The 16,956-nt window shown below is 45.2% G+C and carries 16 protein-coding genes; 1 reads left to right on the forward strand and 15 read right to left on the reverse strand.

Going from position 1 to position 16,956, the window contains the following annotated elements; all coding sequences use genetic code 11:
- Positions 1-39: 39 nt before the first annotated feature.
- Both H7T88_RS22215 and H7T88_RS22220 read right to left on the reverse strand, forming a co-directional pair.
- Entirely contained in the window at positions 40-1,440 is a 1,401-nt protein-coding gene (locus H7T88_RS22215) for a stalk domain-containing protein (protein ID WP_260511072.1), read from the reverse strand.
- Positions 1,441-1,770: 330 nt separating this feature from the next.
- Positions 1,771-2,598: a sugar phosphate isomerase/epimerase family protein gene (locus H7T88_RS22220; protein WP_221790357.1), complete on the reverse strand. Its 828-nt coding sequence runs from the start codon at positions 2,596-2,598 to the stop codon at positions 1,771-1,773.
- A 144-nt stretch (positions 2,599-2,742) separates the two neighbouring features.
- Here H7T88_RS22220 and H7T88_RS22225 point away from each other — a divergent pair, with 144 nt between their 5' ends.
- Positions 2,743-3,444, forward strand: coding sequence for a DUF6199 family natural product biosynthesis protein (locus H7T88_RS22225; RefSeq protein ID WP_221790359.1), 702 nt, complete (start codon positions 2,743-2,745; stop codon positions 3,442-3,444).
- A gap of 147 nt (positions 3,445-3,591) precedes the next feature.
- On the opposite strand, the gene H7T88_RS22230 is transcribed toward H7T88_RS22225, so the two are convergent.
- From H7T88_RS22230 to H7T88_RS22290, 13 genes are all read right to left on the reverse strand, one after another.
- Positions 3,592-4,410, reverse strand: a complete 819-nt coding sequence (locus H7T88_RS22230) for a purine-nucleoside phosphorylase (protein ID WP_090915340.1) — start codon at positions 4,408-4,410, stop codon at positions 3,592-3,594.
- A gap of 140 nt (positions 4,411-4,550) precedes the next feature.
- On the reverse strand, positions 4,551-4,895 hold the full coding sequence (locus H7T88_RS22235) for an immunity protein TriTu family protein (RefSeq protein ID WP_154983342.1): 345 nt from the start codon (positions 4,893-4,895) through the stop codon (positions 4,551-4,553).
- Positions 4,896-4,969: 74 nt separating this feature from the next.
- The gene (locus H7T88_RS22240) at positions 4,970-5,140 is read right to left on the reverse strand and encodes a hypothetical protein (protein ID WP_167375614.1); all 171 of its coding nucleotides are present in this window, start codon (positions 5,138-5,140) and stop codon (positions 4,970-4,972) included.
- Positions 5,141-5,407: 267 nt separating this feature from the next.
- Positions 5,408-6,310, reverse strand: a complete 903-nt coding sequence (locus H7T88_RS22245) for a carbohydrate ABC transporter permease (RefSeq protein WP_090915344.1) — start codon at positions 6,308-6,310, stop codon at positions 5,408-5,410.
- 13 nt (positions 6,311-6,323) lie between these two features.
- Entirely contained in the window at positions 6,324-7,223 is a 900-nt protein-coding gene (locus tag H7T88_RS22250) for an ABC transporter permease (protein ID WP_090915693.1), read from the reverse strand.
- Positions 7,224-7,408: 185 nt separating this feature from the next.
- On the reverse strand, positions 7,409-9,067 hold the full coding sequence (locus H7T88_RS22255) for an ABC transporter substrate-binding protein (RefSeq protein ID WP_154983343.1): 1,659 nt from the start codon (positions 9,065-9,067) through the stop codon (positions 7,409-7,411).
- 142 nt (positions 9,068-9,209) lie between these two features.
- Positions 9,210-10,763: a response regulator transcription factor gene (locus H7T88_RS22260; RefSeq protein ID WP_154957944.1), complete on the reverse strand. Its 1,554-nt coding sequence runs from the start codon at positions 10,761-10,763 to the stop codon at positions 9,210-9,212.
- Between the two features lie 25 nt (positions 10,764-10,788).
- Positions 10,789-12,534 (reverse strand): sensor histidine kinase, encoded by a 1,746-nt coding sequence (locus H7T88_RS22265; protein ID WP_244159176.1) that lies wholly within the window; start codon positions 12,532-12,534, stop codon positions 10,789-10,791.
- A gap of 4 nt (positions 12,535-12,538) precedes the next feature.
- Positions 12,539-13,657 carry a response regulator transcription factor gene (locus H7T88_RS22270; RefSeq protein WP_221790422.1) on the reverse strand — a complete coding sequence of 373 codons (1,119 nt, stop codon included), beginning with the start codon at positions 13,655-13,657 and terminating at the stop codon, positions 12,539-12,541.
- Positions 13,658-13,898: 241 nt separating this feature from the next.
- On the reverse strand, positions 13,899-14,897 hold the full coding sequence (locus H7T88_RS22275; RefSeq protein ID WP_221790361.1) for an endo-1,4-beta-xylanase: 999 nt from the start codon (positions 14,895-14,897) through the stop codon (positions 13,899-13,901).
- 134 nt (positions 14,898-15,031) lie between these two features.
- Positions 15,032-15,379 carry a hypothetical protein gene (locus tag H7T88_RS22280; RefSeq protein ID WP_154983345.1) on the reverse strand — a complete coding sequence of 116 codons (348 nt, stop codon included), beginning with the start codon at positions 15,377-15,379 and terminating at the stop codon, positions 15,032-15,034.
- 144 nt (positions 15,380-15,523) lie between these two features.
- Complete coding sequence (locus H7T88_RS22285; protein WP_221790362.1) at positions 15,524-16,396, reverse strand: aminoglycoside phosphotransferase family protein; 873 nt, start codon at positions 16,394-16,396, stop codon at positions 15,524-15,526.
- A gap of 11 nt (positions 16,397-16,407) precedes the next feature.
- Positions 16,408-16,902 (reverse strand): DinB family protein, encoded by a 495-nt coding sequence (locus tag H7T88_RS22290; RefSeq protein WP_154957946.1) that lies wholly within the window; start codon positions 16,900-16,902, stop codon positions 16,408-16,410.
- Between the last annotated feature and the right edge of the window lie 54 nt (positions 16,903-16,956).

Below are 16,956 nucleotides of genomic sequence, written 5' to 3' on the forward strand. Positions count from 1 at the left end.
AATTTTGCGTTAAATTTTAATTTTCAGTACATTTTAGTTTTACTTCGTTACAGCTTTCCAGCTGCCGTCCGTTTGCACCAGTACTCGTCCGTTCTCAACAACTGCGAGCTGCGAACCCTTCACAACGATGGATGATACGTCAGAGGATACCGTGTAGAGCTTGGATTGTTGACCGGTCACCGTATCGATCGACAGAATCACGCTGTTCTTTTCATCCTGCGCAGCAAGTACGTATAAGGTACCGCCTGACAAAACTGCTTGTTCTACATCATGTTCGCTATACACCGTAACTGGTTTCTGGGATGCATCTACGGACATGAGGGAGGCATTACCATCCTCAGACGGTACACTCACGTAGTAGGCTTTCTGACCATCTGCGGAATAGATAAATACTTTATCATCCGTTGAAGTGGTTAACTTCACCGCAGCTGGTTTTTCAGAAGCGTTGTTATACGAAAATAATTGCTGTTGATTCGCCGAGAAATCAATATCCACATTGTCTGCATCTACATTCGTCGAATCTGCGGTTACTTTACCCAGAGTAGTTACGGTATAGACGAATCGTTTGCCGCTCAGTGACACATTCAGGTTTTCTTTGTAATCGACTTTATCTTCCACCAGTTTCTTGATGGTACCGTCCGCCAGATTCAAGTTCGCGATCACCGATCCTTTATCTCCTTGCAGGAAATAGATCGAACTCTCGTCCGCAGCCCAGACCAGTTCCGGTTTGATGCTTGTATCATTCGTAATGAGCTTGGAAGCCTTCGTTTTCAAGTCAATAACGTATACGGCTCCTTCTGCATTCGTATAGGCTGCTTGATTGCCGCTTGGGGATACAACGAGATCTGAACCACCTTCAGTCGTTAACAACAGCTCATATTTTCCAGTAGCCGTATTGATGAGATAATCACTTCTGCCCTCATCGTCATTTTTGGAGACAATTAGCTCATTTGCTCCGGCAAAACGCGGGTTCTCTGTACCTTCAATCAGAGCAATCGTGCTGACTTCAAGCTGACCGTTCTTCAAACCAACGGTACCGCCTACGCCTGCCACGAGCGGACGAAGTGCAACGTAGCTTACTCCTCCAATGATCGTAACCGGCTGATTCAGATTCACCTTAGCCCCGTCCACGACAAGCTGCTTGGACTTGTTCTGCAAGCTAACCGTGTGACCATTCAATTGAATCACCGTCGCTCCGTTTGCAATTTCAGCTTGTGCACCGATCGCTTGGATTACATCACGAACGGCTACAAGTGTTTCTCCATTTTTCACAATGGAACGTACAATGACACTGTTACCGTTTATGGTAAACGTGGAGTTTTTCACCTGAGCTGCACTCGTACTAGCTACAGATTTTGTTGCAGGAGCAGCCGATACTGCGTGAGCCACAGAGGTTGTTAATACTGTGGCTACCATGGACACTACTAACGTCTTCTTCATTGACATTGGCTTTTGTCACCCTTCTTTTCTCCATATAATCTTGCCTGATATTGCTGTGCCCTGCTTGGTGTGTTTGCATGTATCGTCTATATGAGAGCTAGTTCGCCTCATCCCCCCAAACTATCCACGTTCATAGTAAAAATGACCTATCACGTTTGTAATTATAGGAGGGATTTGTAAACAGGAAATCTTGGAATCGTTAACGCATTGTCAATGTTTTCATATAAACACATTCATATTGTAAAATTTTCATTACAATTCGGCTCGCCCCGTGATTGCAACAACAAATAACCCATACGAATTGCATGGGTCAAAGGTTATCGCATTTTTTTAAAGGGAAGCAAACGCCCGATCAAAGCCTGCCTTTGACTTGGCAAACCGTGTCTCCACATCCAGTTCGGATGCAGGTGCCAGCACTTCCTGAGCCACAACATCGTTATAACCGATGGCCTGCAGATTTTTCAGAAAACCTGTTAGATTAATGGTACCTTCTCCCGGATAAAGCCGTTCTCCGTCCTTCAATTCCTCAATAGGCAGGTCATAAGCATCATTGATGTGTACGTGAACCACCTGCTCCTGCTTTAGCTTCAGTAGCTCATTCATCTCCATCCCATTCGTGTGCCAGTGATACGAATCGACGAGCAGACCCACATTAGGTGCATGTATCGTATCGACCCAGTCCAACGTATCCCCTACACGCCAAAGAAACGGATTCTTCCATTGCGTACGCAAGTGATGACATCCTACAAACTCCAGTCCGAGCCGGATACCATAAGCATCCAGAATATCAGCACAAAGTCTTAGTCGTTTGGTCGCTACAGCCATAAATGTCGCTGCAGGCTGATCGGTAGAGGGGAGAATGTAGGTACAGCATTTGTCTACGTTCAGTGCGGCAGATGCTTCGGCCATCGCGACGAGATTCGGCAGCCCCTCTCGGAATTGTTCATCGTCTGAGCGCCATTCTACTGGAAAATCCGCTGAGCCAATGATAACCTGATTGCTTTCCAGCAGATGCTGGGCTTGTCCTATGCCATACGTCTGTAAGAATGAGAGCGGATTCAAATCAACTGCCCCAAAACCATACCTGGCAGCATACGTGATATATTGTTCATCGGATTCCAGCTTGCCAAGTCCTGCCTTGGTCAATCCCTTAATCATCCCTTCGCCTCCTGTCAGTCCTTTTAGATGCTTATTCCATTGTATACGAAATGCCTACTCCCCAACAGAACAAACGCAACCCTTCACCACACATTGCGTATTAAAAAGAACATTCGTTTACAGGAAAGGATTGGATATTCATCTGTGAATTCTCTATTAAAAAAACATGGGCCTACCCTCATTATGCTAGCTTGTCTTGCTGTTTTATCCATCATTGTCGGGATCAGTTCGAAATCTTATTTTACACAGCCTGTATTCTATATTGATCAACATAAATATGGTTCAGACCATGAGGACGGCACAACAATCACCTATAGAAGCCAAGATGCAGTCCCCATTCAGGTACAAGTCGAACAGCACAAACGTATCGTAACGATTGGCGAGCAGAATTTCACTGTAACTCAAACCGCTTCCAAGCCTATTTCAACGTATAATGTATTTTACCCTCAAGGGAACAAATATGAAGTCGAGCAACAACACGGCACTTTATTGAGTTATGATGAAAAAGGTCATATGGCTCCTCCGCAAAGTGACGTTCTAAACGGGGAACGCATAATTGCAGAGGGCGAGGAACAATATACACCGGTTATGCTCGTAACGGCCGCCTTCCCAGAGTACCACGAGAAACCAGGTATGCCTGCTTTTCTATTCCTCGCCATTGCCGTATTCATTTACGGATGGTGCACGTTTTATTACGAATCATTTCAGCGGGCTCTCTTCTGGATTTCCTTCCAATGGGTATGGGTGAATAATCCCGAGCCAAGTGATTTTTATTATGTTATGTGCAAAATAGGAGGCGTCCTGTGCATGCTCCTTGCCATCTGGACCGCATTTCAGGCATTTTAAAAACTTATAAGTTATAAGTCACACAAGCTGATGCAGGAATATATTCTTGCATCAGCCTCCTCTCTGCAAAAAAAACATTGCCCCACCAGAAGTTTCTGATGAGACAATGCCTGCGAATGGATTCTACTAGTATAGCGCGATGCTGTATTACATTTTTTGCAAAATACCTTTAACCAAGCCAATGAACGTTGTTTTCACTTTGGCTGCGACCTCAATCACTTCATCATGGCTGAGAGGTTGATCCAGAATACCACATGCCATGTTTGTCAGACAGGAGATTCCTAATACCTTCATGCCGCCATGAATGGCAACAATCGCTTCTGGTACAGTAGACATTCCTACAGCGTCCGCACCCATCGTGCGAATCATGCGAATCTCAGCAGGTGTTTCATAAGCTGGGCCACTCCACCACGCGTATACCCCTTGTTGCAGGCTTACATTTTGCTCTTCAGCAACCTGGAGAGCGACACTGCGCAATTCACGGTTGTACACTTGAGACACATCCGGGAAGCGCACGCCCAGATCAGCATTGTTTGGTCCAATCAGGGGATTGTTGCCAACCAGATTAATATGATCCGTAATCAGCATGAGCTGGCCTGGTTCGAAACCGGTATTGACCGCACCACAAGCGTTGGTGACGATCAGTTGTTCAACGCCAAGTGCCTTCATAATGCGAACCGGGAATGTTACTTCATCTAAGGTAAAACCTTCATAGTAGTGAAGGCGGCCTTTCATGGCTACAACGGTCTTCCCCATTAATTCTCCAATCACCAATTCATTAGCGTGTCCAATGGCTTCGGATTGAGCAAAATATGGAATCTCTGTATAAGGAATCACTGTTGCATTCTCAATCTCGTCCGCAAGTGCTCCCAGTCCTGAACCCAGAATCATACCTACCACTGGCTTGGAGTTGATCCGGTTTAATATGTAATCGCGTGCTTCCTGAATGTGTGCTGATTGATGCATAATAACGTCCTCCTGATAATCTGAATTGATATTACATATACCCTATTTATAAGCGTTACTTATCAAGTGTAATGAACAACGGCTCGGATGTAAATGGGTGTCCTCATTCTGTCTTCAATACACAATTCCGACAAGCTTTGTTAGGCTTTAACTCCAGACTGCAACGCGCCGAAGTAAGGCTTCAACATCGTTTCGAAAATTGCGTCTTGTTCTTCAATCTGCTCAACATACGTCCACAATAAACGTTCTTCTGTGTCGATGTTTATTACCTCAAACTCCATCTGCCGAGAGGCCCATATCGTGACCTGCCCCATAGCTCTCTCCGATTCATGAACATATCCAATGAAAGGATCGGGAGTACACTCCTTCTCATTTTCAGGATTTCCTTTTCTCTCTTCCGTAGAGATCTGGAGCACCTGCAGTTGTTCCTGTTTACGTTGCATCCAGCATCGGAATGAATCCAGCGAAAACGGTCGTGACAGCAATCCAGCACCTCCTCTCCAAAATTGTACACCAAATAGCCAATCCTCTGCCGGGACCGGCTCCATGGTACCATATGCTAATTCAGCGTATGACTCCCTCTACGTTTATACCAGTCTATCCCCATCATTAAGATAAACATCCAGAACGCAAATATCAGCGGTTTACCGATCCTTCCCTCTCCGAAAATAAAATAGGCCATTGCGAAATTTCCGATAAACGTTAACGCATTATTACGGATACTTTCCATCTTATTCAACTCCATCTTGAATTCAATTTATAACTCTTCAAGATATATCGTTTCGGCTCGATCTTCATTCCATTGAACCGCTGACTCACAAGACTACTCTATATTATTGAAAATTATAACATATACAGCAAATAATTAGATGTCATTTTCTTTTCATTTTGCTTATACATGCGTATACCAAAAAAAGCCGGCCTCACTCGGCCGACTTCTTTAGATCCTACTATAATTCGCTTCCTAACGATGATAACTCATCATTGCTGCTTCTTACTATTCCTTCACACTACCCAGTTGCAATCCGTGTACAAAGTACTTCTGCAAGAACGGATACACCACCAGGATCGGCAATGCCGCAACAATGGTAATCGCTGCCCGGATCGATATCGGCGTAACCATATTACGCGCTTGCCCCATATCAGCCCCGCTGGATACCGCAGCACTGCTGTTGGTATTCATAGAAGAGGACAGCAGTTTCATCAACTCGTACTGCAACGTACTCAGGTTTTGCTTGGATGAAGCGTACAGGAACGTATCAAACCAAGAGTTCCATTGCCCTACCGCAATGAACAACGCGACCGTTGCAAGTACAGGCTGACACAACGGTAAAATGATCGACATAAACGTTCTGAAATCGCCGGCACCATCAATCTTGGCTGACTCAATCAATCCTTCAGGCAACGTCTGGATATACGTCCGAATAACGATCATATTAAACGCACTGATCAGACCCGGAATGATGTATACCAGGAAGTTGTTAAGCAAGTGTAAATCTTTGATCAGGAAGTATGTTGGAATGAGACCTGCACTGAAATACATGGTCAATACAACGATAATCGTGATCGGTTTGCGCAGAATATAGTCTTTGCGGCTCAGCGTATATGCCAGCATGGAAGTGAGGAACAAGCTGAGAACAGTACCTAGTACAGTTCTGGCAACCGAGACCCCAAAAGCCGCGAATATGGTTCCACCCGCAAATACAGCTTTGTAGTTTTGGGTAGTCCACTCCCTCGGCAACAGATAGATTCCGCCCCGAATCGTATCGTTACCCGCATTAAAAGAAATAGCCAGTGTGTTCAAAAATGGATATAAGGTTACTACTGCAATAAAGATCATCAGCAAGCCGTTAAATGTGTGGAAGACAATCGGCTCAACTCGAGATTTGTTTATTCCCATCGATGTGTCCTCCTCATATTAATCGGTCTTCGCCGAATCGTTTGGATATTGAGTTAGCCGCAAATATCAGAGTGATACTGACGACCGTTTTGAATATACCGGCTGCGGTAGCTAGTGAATAGTTACCGATCTGTAGCCCGTATTTCAAGACAAAGATGTCAATGGTCTGAGACCAGTCAACAACGACACCATTTCCAAGCAAGTACTGGACTTCGAATCCGGCTTCCAGAATCCATCCCATGTTCATAATCAACAAGATGATGACGATGGACTTGATGCCAGGCAACGTAACATACAACATTTTTTTATACCGGTTAGCTCCATCAATCTCAGCCGCTTCATAGAGTGAAGGGTCAATGGAAGTGATCGCAGCCAGATAAATGATTGCATTCCAGCCGACTTCTTTCCACACGTGTGATGCACCGACAATACCCCAGAAATACTCTGGAACGCTGAGCCACATAATCGGTTCTTTAATGAATCCCAGCTTCATCAGCACCACGTTCACAATCCCGCCATCAACCGATAACGAACTGGCTACAATGCCCGTAACGATGATCCATGACAGGAAGTGAGGCAGATATGAGATTGTTTGAATCGTGCGCTTGTACAGCTTGTGTTTGATTTCATTCAGCAAAATCGCAAAAACAATGGCTGTTACAAAGCCAAGAATCATGTTAATTAAACTCATCGCGATCGTATTGCGAAGCACGTTCAGAAACGCGTCGTCCGTAAGCAGAAACTTGAAGTGCTTAAGTCCGACCCACTCCTGTTGCGAGAATTTCTTCGCTGGACTGTAATTCTGGAACGCCATAACCCAGCCCCAGATCGGATAATACGAGAAAACCAAAATATAAGCGACGATGGGCAGAGACATAAACATCAGTTGTTTTTGACTGCGCAGGCGCTTCATCAGAGGCGTCTTGGTCACAACGGTTGGAGCAGATTTTTCCTGTATGGCTCCCGGCGTATTCGCCATCTTTCACTCCTCCTATCAACGTACAGCGGATTTTAGGGATGAATTGCTCGGAAGGCACAAGGCATGATTTACATCCATGCACCTGACACCTTCCGAGCTAATCCAACAGCCGCTTTTATTTATTTCACGGTCCAGTTCTGAATCCGCCATTGTAATTGCTCATTGATTCGGTCTTCATACGCTTTCACGTTGATTTTCTTGTAAGCGTCCACATACTCGCTCCAGATCGAATCAAATTGATCTGAATTAGACATGATCGCTCTAGGCAAGTACTTCAGCGATGTATCGGTCATTTGTTTGTTGGCTACCGAAGCATCTGAACCTTCTTTCAAGTCTACTTGCCATGCTGGATAATACACTGGGTTTTCAGGTGCAGGAGAGAAGAAATCACTCCATGTTTTGAAACCGTACGCATCCAGCAATTCTTTATCCTCTTTCTTCAAGCCATCATAGAATTCTTCAGGCTGATTGGTTGCACCAATCGCGTTGCCATCCGAGAAAGTACCTTCCATTTTCGGTGCTGCACCGTAGAAACCTTCTGCTTTGTTAGCCAGTTTCCATGCCGGGTCTTCCTGCTGAAGACGTTGTTCAGGTGTACGATAGAATCTGCCTTTATCGTTAACCATGTAGTCTACGCCCTCTTCACCCCAAGACAGCAACTTTTGATACTTCTCATCCATCAACTTATCCAGGAATTCCAGGATTGCAACAGGATCTTTAGCATCTTTACTGATACCAAAACCGTTGTTCAAGTTGATAACTGGACGATCCAGGTAGTGATCCTTAATGCTTGTGTCATATACAAGTGGGAAACCAACATACGTTTCACCAATTTTGTTCTGAGCTACGAGCGGATCTTCACCTTGCTGGAAGTTCCAGTGTTGGTCAAACATACCGACAACACGTCCAGATGAGATTTTAGCCAGATACTGGTCATAGTTCTGAACGAAAGCTTCTTTATCAAGCAGTCCTTCATTATAGAGACTGTTCAGCTCTTTATAATATCTTTTCGAAATATCTTTATCCGCGAATACGCTTGCAACACCTTTATCATCAACCACAACCCCGCCATCATTCGGATGACCTGTCAAATGCTCTGGCGGATTGAGCAGTGGAAAGGTTCTCCAGTCGGAAGCCAAAGTTGTGAAACCAATCGTTGGCTGTCCATCCGCTGTTGTTGGATGTTTTGCAGTATAATCACGAATCAGTTTCATATACTCATCAAGTGTTTTCGGTGTTGGATATCCGGCTTCTTTCAGTACCTGCTTTTGAATCCAGAACGCAGGACCGGAATAGTAGTTACTGATGAACTCACCCGTGTATACACCGTAGTTTGGCAACCAGTAGATATGTCCATCACTGGAATCTTTCATCCGTTCCCAGTCTTTTGCGTAATGCTTTTTGAGATTTGGAGCATGTTGCTCGATCAGATCCTCCAGTGGAATAACCGCGCCGGCCGCAACCAGTTTGGTATCTGCTGTAATCAGATCCGGGTATTCTCCACCCGCAACCATAACACCTAGCTTCTGTTGCAAGTCACCGACCAGAAACTCCATGTTTAGTTTGACACCCAGCTCATCTTCAATCTTTTTGTAGATGCGGTTATCCGCTGCCGGTGCCTGATTTGGTGTACCAATAAATGCCGAGATGTTTAATACTTCCTTACCATCGGGTGTCGTCGTTTTGGCCTCTTCTCCACTGCATCCTGCCAGTGCCAGAGTTAGTGCCAGAACAAGAGAAACGGAACCCCAAAGTTTCTTTTTCTTCAATCCCCCCATGTATTGCGCCTCCTTGGAAGTGGTTTGCCTTACTGATTTCATTATGAGGAAATGTATGCGGTTTCAAAATAAACAGATTTAAGCATCTCCCCCCCTTAATTGCAGGAGGTCTTGAACCGGATCATACCTCCTTATATTTGCTCTACTTAGCATGCTTAAGGCGATACTCAGCCGGTTTCAGCCCTGTTCTCCGCTCGAACTGTTTCAGGAAATGCTGGTAACTCTTATAACCAACCTGCTCTGCAATCGCACATGAAGCATCGTCTGAATCTCTGAGCAGTCTCATCGCTTCCTCTATCCTAAGATCATGTACCATGTCCAGAACACCCTTGCCATATTTGCGCATAAAAGATTGGCCCAGATGCACAGGATGCATGAAGAATCGCTCGGCAAGCTCCTTAATGGTAAAGGTCTCTCTAAAATGCGCTTGCAAGTATTCAGCTACCATCGCCTGTGTTCCACCAAGCTGTTTTTGACGTAGAGATGATGCCACAGCTTGACACTTCAAGCAAAACTTTTCCATCATACTCGCTGATTTTTCGATGTTCCAGTGATACCGGTCATCGGAATGAAAGGCTGTATCCAGCAACAGATCCTTCGTTTCTCCTCCAAGCTCCTTGCATAGAGAAAAACCGCGGAATAAAATATGGGTCATGAATATGTGCACAAATTCAGGTGCAGTCTTGTTCATTACAAATTGATGGAATGCTTCTCTAATCGACAGACTTAATTGTTCTGGCGAACCGTTTTCCAGATGCTCCATAATGAGATCCACTTCACGGAGAGATTCGGGATTAAATCTTAGACGTTGTTCCTGAAGATCTTCGGCGAATAGCAAATTCCCTTGGTGCAGAAACAAAAAACGCTCCGTCTCGATAGCCATACTTCTGGAAAGAGATAAGGCTTCCGGTTGCTGCACAGGCAAACCTACGGCAAACTGAACTCCGTCTGGAACAACTTCATTTAAGTCAGACAACAACCTTTCCGCAAAATCCCGATGATCTCTTCCTTGCCATGTTTCTAACTCTGAGGACACTTCACCCCAGACAATACCGCAGGTATCCTGTTCATTTTCCACCACATAACAGCACGGTTCACGGCTTACGGTCTCATGAATCATCGAGCGAATCTGACCAGAATCAGCACGCTGAAATCTCACTTTCACATACGTCCACTTCTGAGCTTGCTCATACAAATGAGCGATATCGTGAGCCATCTGTTCTGCATCCTCAACTTCCTGTCCGGTAACCAGTGTAGCCAAAACATGCCGGGTTTCCTGTACTTTGGCCTGTTCACGAACAACTTCGCGCTCTTGCTTCTCCTTCAACTCCTGCGCCAGTCGCTCCAGCATATCGTCCGCTTCCATCGTATCCACAGGTTTGGTTAAGTAATTGCTGACGCCAAGACGAATAGCCTGCCTCGCGTAATTAAAATCGCTGTAGCCACTTGTAATGACAAACATTGTGGAATCGTGCCCCAGACGGCGTGCCTCTTCAATCAATTCCAGTCCGTTCATCGCTGGCATATGAATATCCGTGACAACCAGATCAGGTTTACTCGTACGGATCGCTTCGACTGCCTCTTCTCCATTCGTGCACACACCGTTAATTTCAAAACCGAATTTTCGCCAATCAATTAACAACTGCAGGCCTTCAATCGCAAACGGCTCATCATCCACCAATAGTACTTTATACATCTTGCTGTCCCCCTTTGTTCATCAGTCACAGTCTATCTGTCGGAATATGAAATCCGGCTTCCGTACCGCTGCCCTTCTCACTGCGAATCGTGAACGTTGCATCCCCTTCATAAAATAATTCCAGGCGGCGATAGACATTACGAATGCCCACATGTGAACCGTCCTTCGCCTGATCCGAGCGTACGTCCTGTATTAATTGCCGCAGTTTATCCTGCTCCATCCCGATCCCGTTATCGATAACACGAATAACCAGTCCGGATTCACCTAGCTTTGCGGTAATATGAATTAATCGCCCATTTTTGCGTGCTTGCAATCCATGTTTGCACGCATTCTCCACCAGCGGCTGAATACTCATACGCGGAATACGTTTGCCCGCAGCCTTTGGATCAATATCCAGAGTATAATCAAACAACTCTCCGAATCTGAACTTCTCAATTTGAAGATAAAGTGTTGTGAATTGTAACTCCTCTTCGAGTGGGATCAAGTTGTCTGATCTGCTGAGCAACTGTCTCATGAGTAAAGATAAGCTTTTAATAATCTCAGATACTTCGGTATAGCCGTTTTTAGTGCTTACGACGAGTAATGCGTTCAGTGTATTAAACAGAAAATGTGGATTCATCTGGCTCTGGAGCATAGATAACTCCGTTCGGACTTGATCCAGTTCCAGATCCTTGTGCCTGATCTCCAGTTTGTACACGTCGTTAATCAGGGAATGGATTTTGCTGATCATCATATTAAACGTGCGAATTAACCCGCCAATCTCGTCCCGACCTTCCTGGATCTCGATCAGGTCAAAACGTTCATTCCGCACTTTCTCCATATGCCGTGACAATTTACGGATACGGTAGTGGTACGAACGCAAAATAAAGTAAATGAGCACCGAGGGTACGATGACACTGATAATCGCCAGCCACAAAATGGAATTACGCGCTTCGTCCAACAACTGATCCACATGCCGCGTATCCGCAACACCGATCAGCTTCCAGCCGTCCAGATAAGCCAGATTACCAAGTGACTTCTCCATGATATATTCGGACTTCGCATCGGAAGACCATCCCTCTGCCGGGAAGCGTGCACTGGAAACGACCGGACGGCTATTTCCGTCCACAAGTCTGAGCTGCAGGCTGTTTGTCTCCCGATTAAGGATGCTGTAAATGCGATTCACTTCGAGATCAATTTTGGAATACTTCGCGTAGGTAGCATATGAAGTAAATGTCTTCATTTTCCCAATAACACTAATTCGCTTCCCGCGGCTAAATCCAGACTGTTCTTCGTAATCAATAACTAAAATATCGCCGTTTGCTTGATTTAACTGCTCCATGCCCGGCAACGATGTCGTTTTGTCCTTCATGACAATGTAGTGACTACCGGTCTGAATGGTATCGTTATCCGTATAAATTCGGACTTCCAAAATATTGGCCGACATATACCGTGTCAATTTGTCACGCAGGAAAACATGATATTCGTTGTAATAATCCACAGGTGACGCGTAGGTACGATCCAGAGCTTCATATAAGGAATCATCGGCGGCAATCATACGGCTTAGCGCCACGCTCTCATCAATCATACCAACCAATTCTCCTGCGGCTCTATCAATCGATTTGCGCAGATTTTCCTGTTCCCGTACTTTGATATCTGCAGATGTTCGTTGATAGAAAAACAGATTAATCGCAATAATCGGTAGCAGAATACTGACCACATAGATCAGCAGAAATTTATATCGAAGGGGGATGTCGTTTACCGTATGAAAAGTCCTCTTCTTCTTATGCACATAATCACCCTTGGTTGTTGTTTTTATATAGAGATGGAAGCTCACCTGTAAGCGCTTTAAATTTTTCTGTAAAATACTCCGCATCATGATAGCCCAATTCAAATGCAATATCTGAGATTTTCATATTAGTTCGGCGGAGCATCCTGCGTGCCTCTTCAATACGAAGACGATGAACATATTCACTGAAGCTGACTCCCATCTCACGCTTGAACTGCTGACCTAGATAAGCCGAGTTGACATGAATGTGATTAGCGAGCTGCTGCAGTTTGATTTTGGTACGATAATGCTCCTTCAGATACTGGACAGCCTCTGCCACCAGACTACTGGAACCCGGATCAGCCTGAGCCATTGAAGCAAACGTTTCCGTAATCCGAATAAACAATTTCTTCAAGTCCCCCATGAACCAACTCTCTGTATGATGCCAGGTTCGCACTTGGAGAAGGGTCTGATCTGCTCCGATCATGCTATATCTGCGTAGTAGTTCTCCATGGATGTATCTGACTGCGCTTTGAGCCCAGATCATCGCGGCCCGAGATTCTTGTATCTCCTGTAGCATATCATCAACAGAGCGAGCAACGCCTGTTACATCTCCTGCCTCGATTAAAGCGATAAACTGCCGCGCCCGCGATGCCATTTTCTCCAGATCCGCCTCATCCAGCATGCCGCCCTCATCCGTAGTTGAGTCCAGTATCTCCATGGCGTGATATTGCTCTTCCGCAAGCTTGATCTCTATTTCCTGCCGCTGGGTATCCAGCGGTACGATCAGGTTCCGTAATAACTCGTGAATTTCTTCTGGCACCAAAGGTTTGAGCACATATTCATTCACCCGATATCGTATCGCCTGCTGTGCATAACCAAACTCGGAATACCCTGTTACGATCACGATTTGGGAATCATATTTTAACTCTTCACGCATGGTTCGGATCAGCCCCAGTCCATCAAGCACGGGCATCTGGATATCGGTTACCACCAAATCCGGATTTACATGATTGATCAGTTCCAGTGCTTCTTCTCCATCGGTCGCAGTTCCACACAACTCATATCCGCAGCCTTGCCAATCGATCATCGTTTTCCAGCCTTCCAGCATAAACGGCTCATCATCTGCTACAATGACCTTGTACATTGGATTCACCTGCCATTTCCCCTTTTTTTCTCCAGTATGGCATCGTACCGTCCATGTGACAATGCTATTATTCGAATATATCTGCTCTATATATAAGATACTTCAAAAAAGCCTTACAGGCTTAACCCTTTTTATGGGGTCCGCATGTAAGGCTGTAATTCCGAAACACTCAGCAGAGCGCTGTATGCTTAGCTTAAACGTATATCTAAATTGAGCCTGAAATTTTGCCTTAGCTTTCTTCTTACTTTTGCCCGAGAATGCGCCAAAATGAATCCTTCGGTTGCTGCTTGGTATCGAACACAAATGGCCAGTTTTTGCGGCCACGTACCGGGAAATTATCCAACCACGTATAATGATCAGCCGCACCCCAGAATGTTACAGAAGTAATATTGGATTGATACTCCCGGAACAGCTTGAAAATCTCCTCATACCGTTTCTCCTGAAGCTCCATCATCTCAGACGTTGGCTCTGTCAGATCAGTTCGCGTATCATCATGTTGAAACACAGATACATCCAATTCAGTGACGTGAAGCTGCACATCCAGTGAAGCATAACGTTCAATGGCTTCACGGATCTCTTCTATGGACGGTCCATGAATATTCCAGTGACCCTGCATTCCTATACCATGAACCGGAACCCCTTGATCCAGCAGTGATTTTACTAGATTGTATATTTTCTCCCGTTTGACCGGATTAGTCTCGTTGTAATCGTTGTAAAACAGCAATGCATCAGGATCAGCTTCATGAGCCATATGGAATGCCTGTGCCAGGTAATCTTCTCCCAGCAATCGCAACCATTTTGTATCTCGCATGATCACGTCAGTCTTGTCTTCGATCGCCTCGTTTACCACATCCCATGCGTAGATCTGTCCTTTGTAACGGCCAACAACGGTATCGATATGCTGCTTCAAGAGGGACAACATCAGTTCCCTCGAAGCCGGTCCGCCGGAAGCATCCTCAAACACCCATGCCGGCGTCTGGTTGTGCCATACCAACGTGTGACCACGTACACCTATCGCACGGCCCACTGCAAAATCAACGATCTCATCTGCTGCCTCAAACGTATATTCATGTTCTCGCGGATGAACTTCTTCAAACTTCATCTGATTCTCCGCAGTAACACTATTGTAGTGCTTCGCAATAAATTCCCCTTCGGATTGTAGCATTCTTGTATGTACTGCTGCACCTATTTTGAACGCATCGGCATAAGCAGTATGTAGGGACGGAATTTCGGTAGACATCCTGGTTCCTCCTCGCAGATTTATTTCTTCATCATAACGGAAAATGAATGCGCTTTCCCTGAACAAAATAAACCTTCTCCCCCCTGAAATTCTACCAATTTCAGCACAAAAAGAAGAAATGCAGGCAATATACGTTATAACTTGTCTATCTGTAGCAAAGTCACTTGCTTCACTGTACATGCCGGGCTGACTTGTTCTTCGGAGAGTACATTAAGCTTGATCAGGCTTTTCAGCTTATGGCTGTCCACCTTGGACAGCAGCCTCCAAATCTCCGGGTCGGGCAGGGATGCATATAGCTTCTGATCGTCATATTCCTTGCGGTGCTGGAGCACCGTTTTCACCTTATATCCGCCTACTTCGGTCTCATATACGCCTTGCTGAGCACAGTATGCCACAATCTCATCTCTCAATACAGATAACTGTTGTTCGATCTCTTTCTGCTGCTGTTTCAGATCAAAGTAAGTCTGTACCTTCTGTTCCATTACTCATCACGCTCCTCTACTACCATAGGTATGCAGAAAATGTGAGTTTAGGACAGGCTTGTAGGTCACCTTAAAAAGATATTTCGAATACCAAATCGTAATTTTAGGACTTTAAGAAAAAATTCTATAGAGAGGATATTTCATTTACAACAAGTCTGCTTGGAGGTAAGGGTTATGAGTAGCTACATCAAACACTCGCCGCATGACTTCTACATTTCTCGGAACATCGCCTTCGCGCGAGAGCAACACCCAGCGTAACCAGGCCAATGCTTCAAAACCCTCCTCCTCATCCAGCGTATCGCCGGCAACCGCTCGTAATTCGCCCTGATAAAACCTTCCAAACTCTCTTCCGTTATAGATGGTGATTAGAAAAACAGACCATGCCGCATCATATCTCGGATCTCCGTACTGTCCGTTGGTCCAGTCTATAACGGTGTATTTTCCATTCATCTCTAGAATATTTCCTAGGTTGTAGTCACCATGAATGAAGTGATCCTGTCTGATCTTTACACGTTTCATCAAGTCATGAACAATGTGATGGATATCTTGGTGCTTAGCAACCTGAGGAAAAAAATAGTCGACGAAATTGTAATGAGGAATGTAATCTTGTTTTGCTTCTTTCCTTTGTGGCTCTTTAACACGGACTGGATGCTGGTGGATATCATTCAAAATCTGAGCAAGCCGTCTTAATATCCCTTGATCTAGCCGGGTAACCGGCACACCATCGTAACTTGTGAGCAGCACTTGATTCTGATGCTCATCTGTTCCCCAGCCATATGGCTGGGAAACCTGAATCCCGCTTTGTGTGAGACTATGCAACAACTGATATTGTTTTCTAATATCCGGGCGTGAGTCCTTATTCCAGATTTTCAGTACATACAGCTGATCATGAAGTTCAACACGCATAACATCCGCTTCCAATCCAGGCTTAAGCGGGATCATCCGATGCTCCTGACCTATTCCTTGCCGAATCGCTTCATCCAGTTGAACCCAGCGAATACTGCTAAGTTGTATCACTTGTACTCACCTCACGGCCCTTTACCATGGTTAGGTTCAATCAATCCTTTGCCTATAACATTAGCAGATACGGGCTCTCGGCCAAGTTCTCTTGCCCATACAGATAACTGCCCTATATGATGAATTTCATGTGCAATTACATGACGCATAACTTCGCCCCAAGCATCGATATGCACGTGTCCGTCGGTTCGGCGGTCGATGTAAGTTCTCTTTTCCATGCTCGGCTCCCACAATAAAACAAATGCTTCTACATCTTGATGTAGCTTGCGGTCCAGCTCACGAACAGCTTCGAGCGTCTGGTAGTTTGCAAAATCCTCCGCAGTATCCGGTTTTCCTTGTAACAGTTGAAGCCAGCTCCACTCCACATCAATGATATGAAAAAAAGTCTTCAGGATACTTCCCACACCACCTGTACGCGGTCGAAGCAATTCTTCTGACGGCAGGTCTGCACACCATGCATACCACTGTTCACGCACGATCCAGTTGTATCGAAAAAAGGTTTCCATACCGTAGCCTCCTATGTTGCTGTACTCAGGTCATTAAAGCTTCTTGATCAATTC

This window comes from Paenibacillus cucumis (ex Kampfer et al. 2016) (genome assembly GCF_019748695.1).
Classification (GTDB): Bacteria; Bacillota; Bacilli; order Paenibacillales; family Paenibacillaceae; genus Paenibacillus; species Paenibacillus polysaccharolyticus.

What these genes read in the sequence shown, in the direction of transcription:
- H7T88_RS22215 (WP_260511072.1), bottom strand. Translation starts at nt 1,440, where the DNA reads ATGAAGAAGACGTTAGTAGTGTCCATGGTAGCCACAGTATTAACAACC.
- H7T88_RS22220 (WP_221790357.1), bottom strand. Translation starts at nt 2,598, where the DNA reads ATGATTAAGGGATTGACCAAGGCAGGACTTGGCAAGCTGGAATCCGAT.
- H7T88_RS22230 (WP_090915340.1), bottom strand. Translation starts at nt 4,410, where the DNA reads ATGCATCAATCAGCACACATTCAGGAAGCACGCGATTACATATTAAAC.
- H7T88_RS22240 (WP_167375614.1), bottom strand. Translation starts at nt 5,140, where the DNA reads ATGGAAAGTATCCGTAATAATGCGTTAACGTTTATCGGAAATTTCGCA.
- H7T88_RS22245 (WP_090915344.1), bottom strand. Translation starts at nt 6,310, where the DNA reads ATGGGAATAAACAAATCTCGAGTTGAGCCGATTGTCTTCCACACATTT.
- H7T88_RS22250 (WP_090915693.1), bottom strand. Translation starts at nt 7,223, where the DNA reads ATGAAGCGCCTGCGCAGTCAAAAACAACTGATGTTTATGTCTCTGCCC.
- H7T88_RS22255 (WP_154983343.1), bottom strand. Translation starts at nt 9,067, where the DNA reads ATGGGGGGATTGAAGAAAAAGAAACTTTGGGGTTCCGTTTCTCTTGTT.
- H7T88_RS22260 (WP_154957944.1), bottom strand. Translation starts at nt 10,763, where the DNA reads ATGTATAAAGTACTATTGGTGGATGATGAGCCGTTTGCGATTGAAGGC.
- H7T88_RS22270 (WP_221790422.1), bottom strand. Translation starts at nt 13,657, where the DNA reads ATGTACAAGGTCATTGTAGCAGATGATGAGCCGTTTATGCTGGAAGGC.
- H7T88_RS22275 (WP_221790361.1), bottom strand. Translation starts at nt 14,897, where the DNA reads ATGTCTACCGAAATTCCGTCCCTACATACTGCTTATGCCGATGCGTTC.
- H7T88_RS22280 (WP_154983345.1), bottom strand. Translation starts at nt 15,379, where the DNA reads ATGGAACAGAAGGTACAGACTTACTTTGATCTGAAACAGCAGCAGAAA.
- H7T88_RS22290 (WP_154957946.1), bottom strand. Translation starts at nt 16,902, where the DNA reads ATGGAAACCTTTTTTCGATACAACTGGATCGTGCGTGAACAGTGGTAT.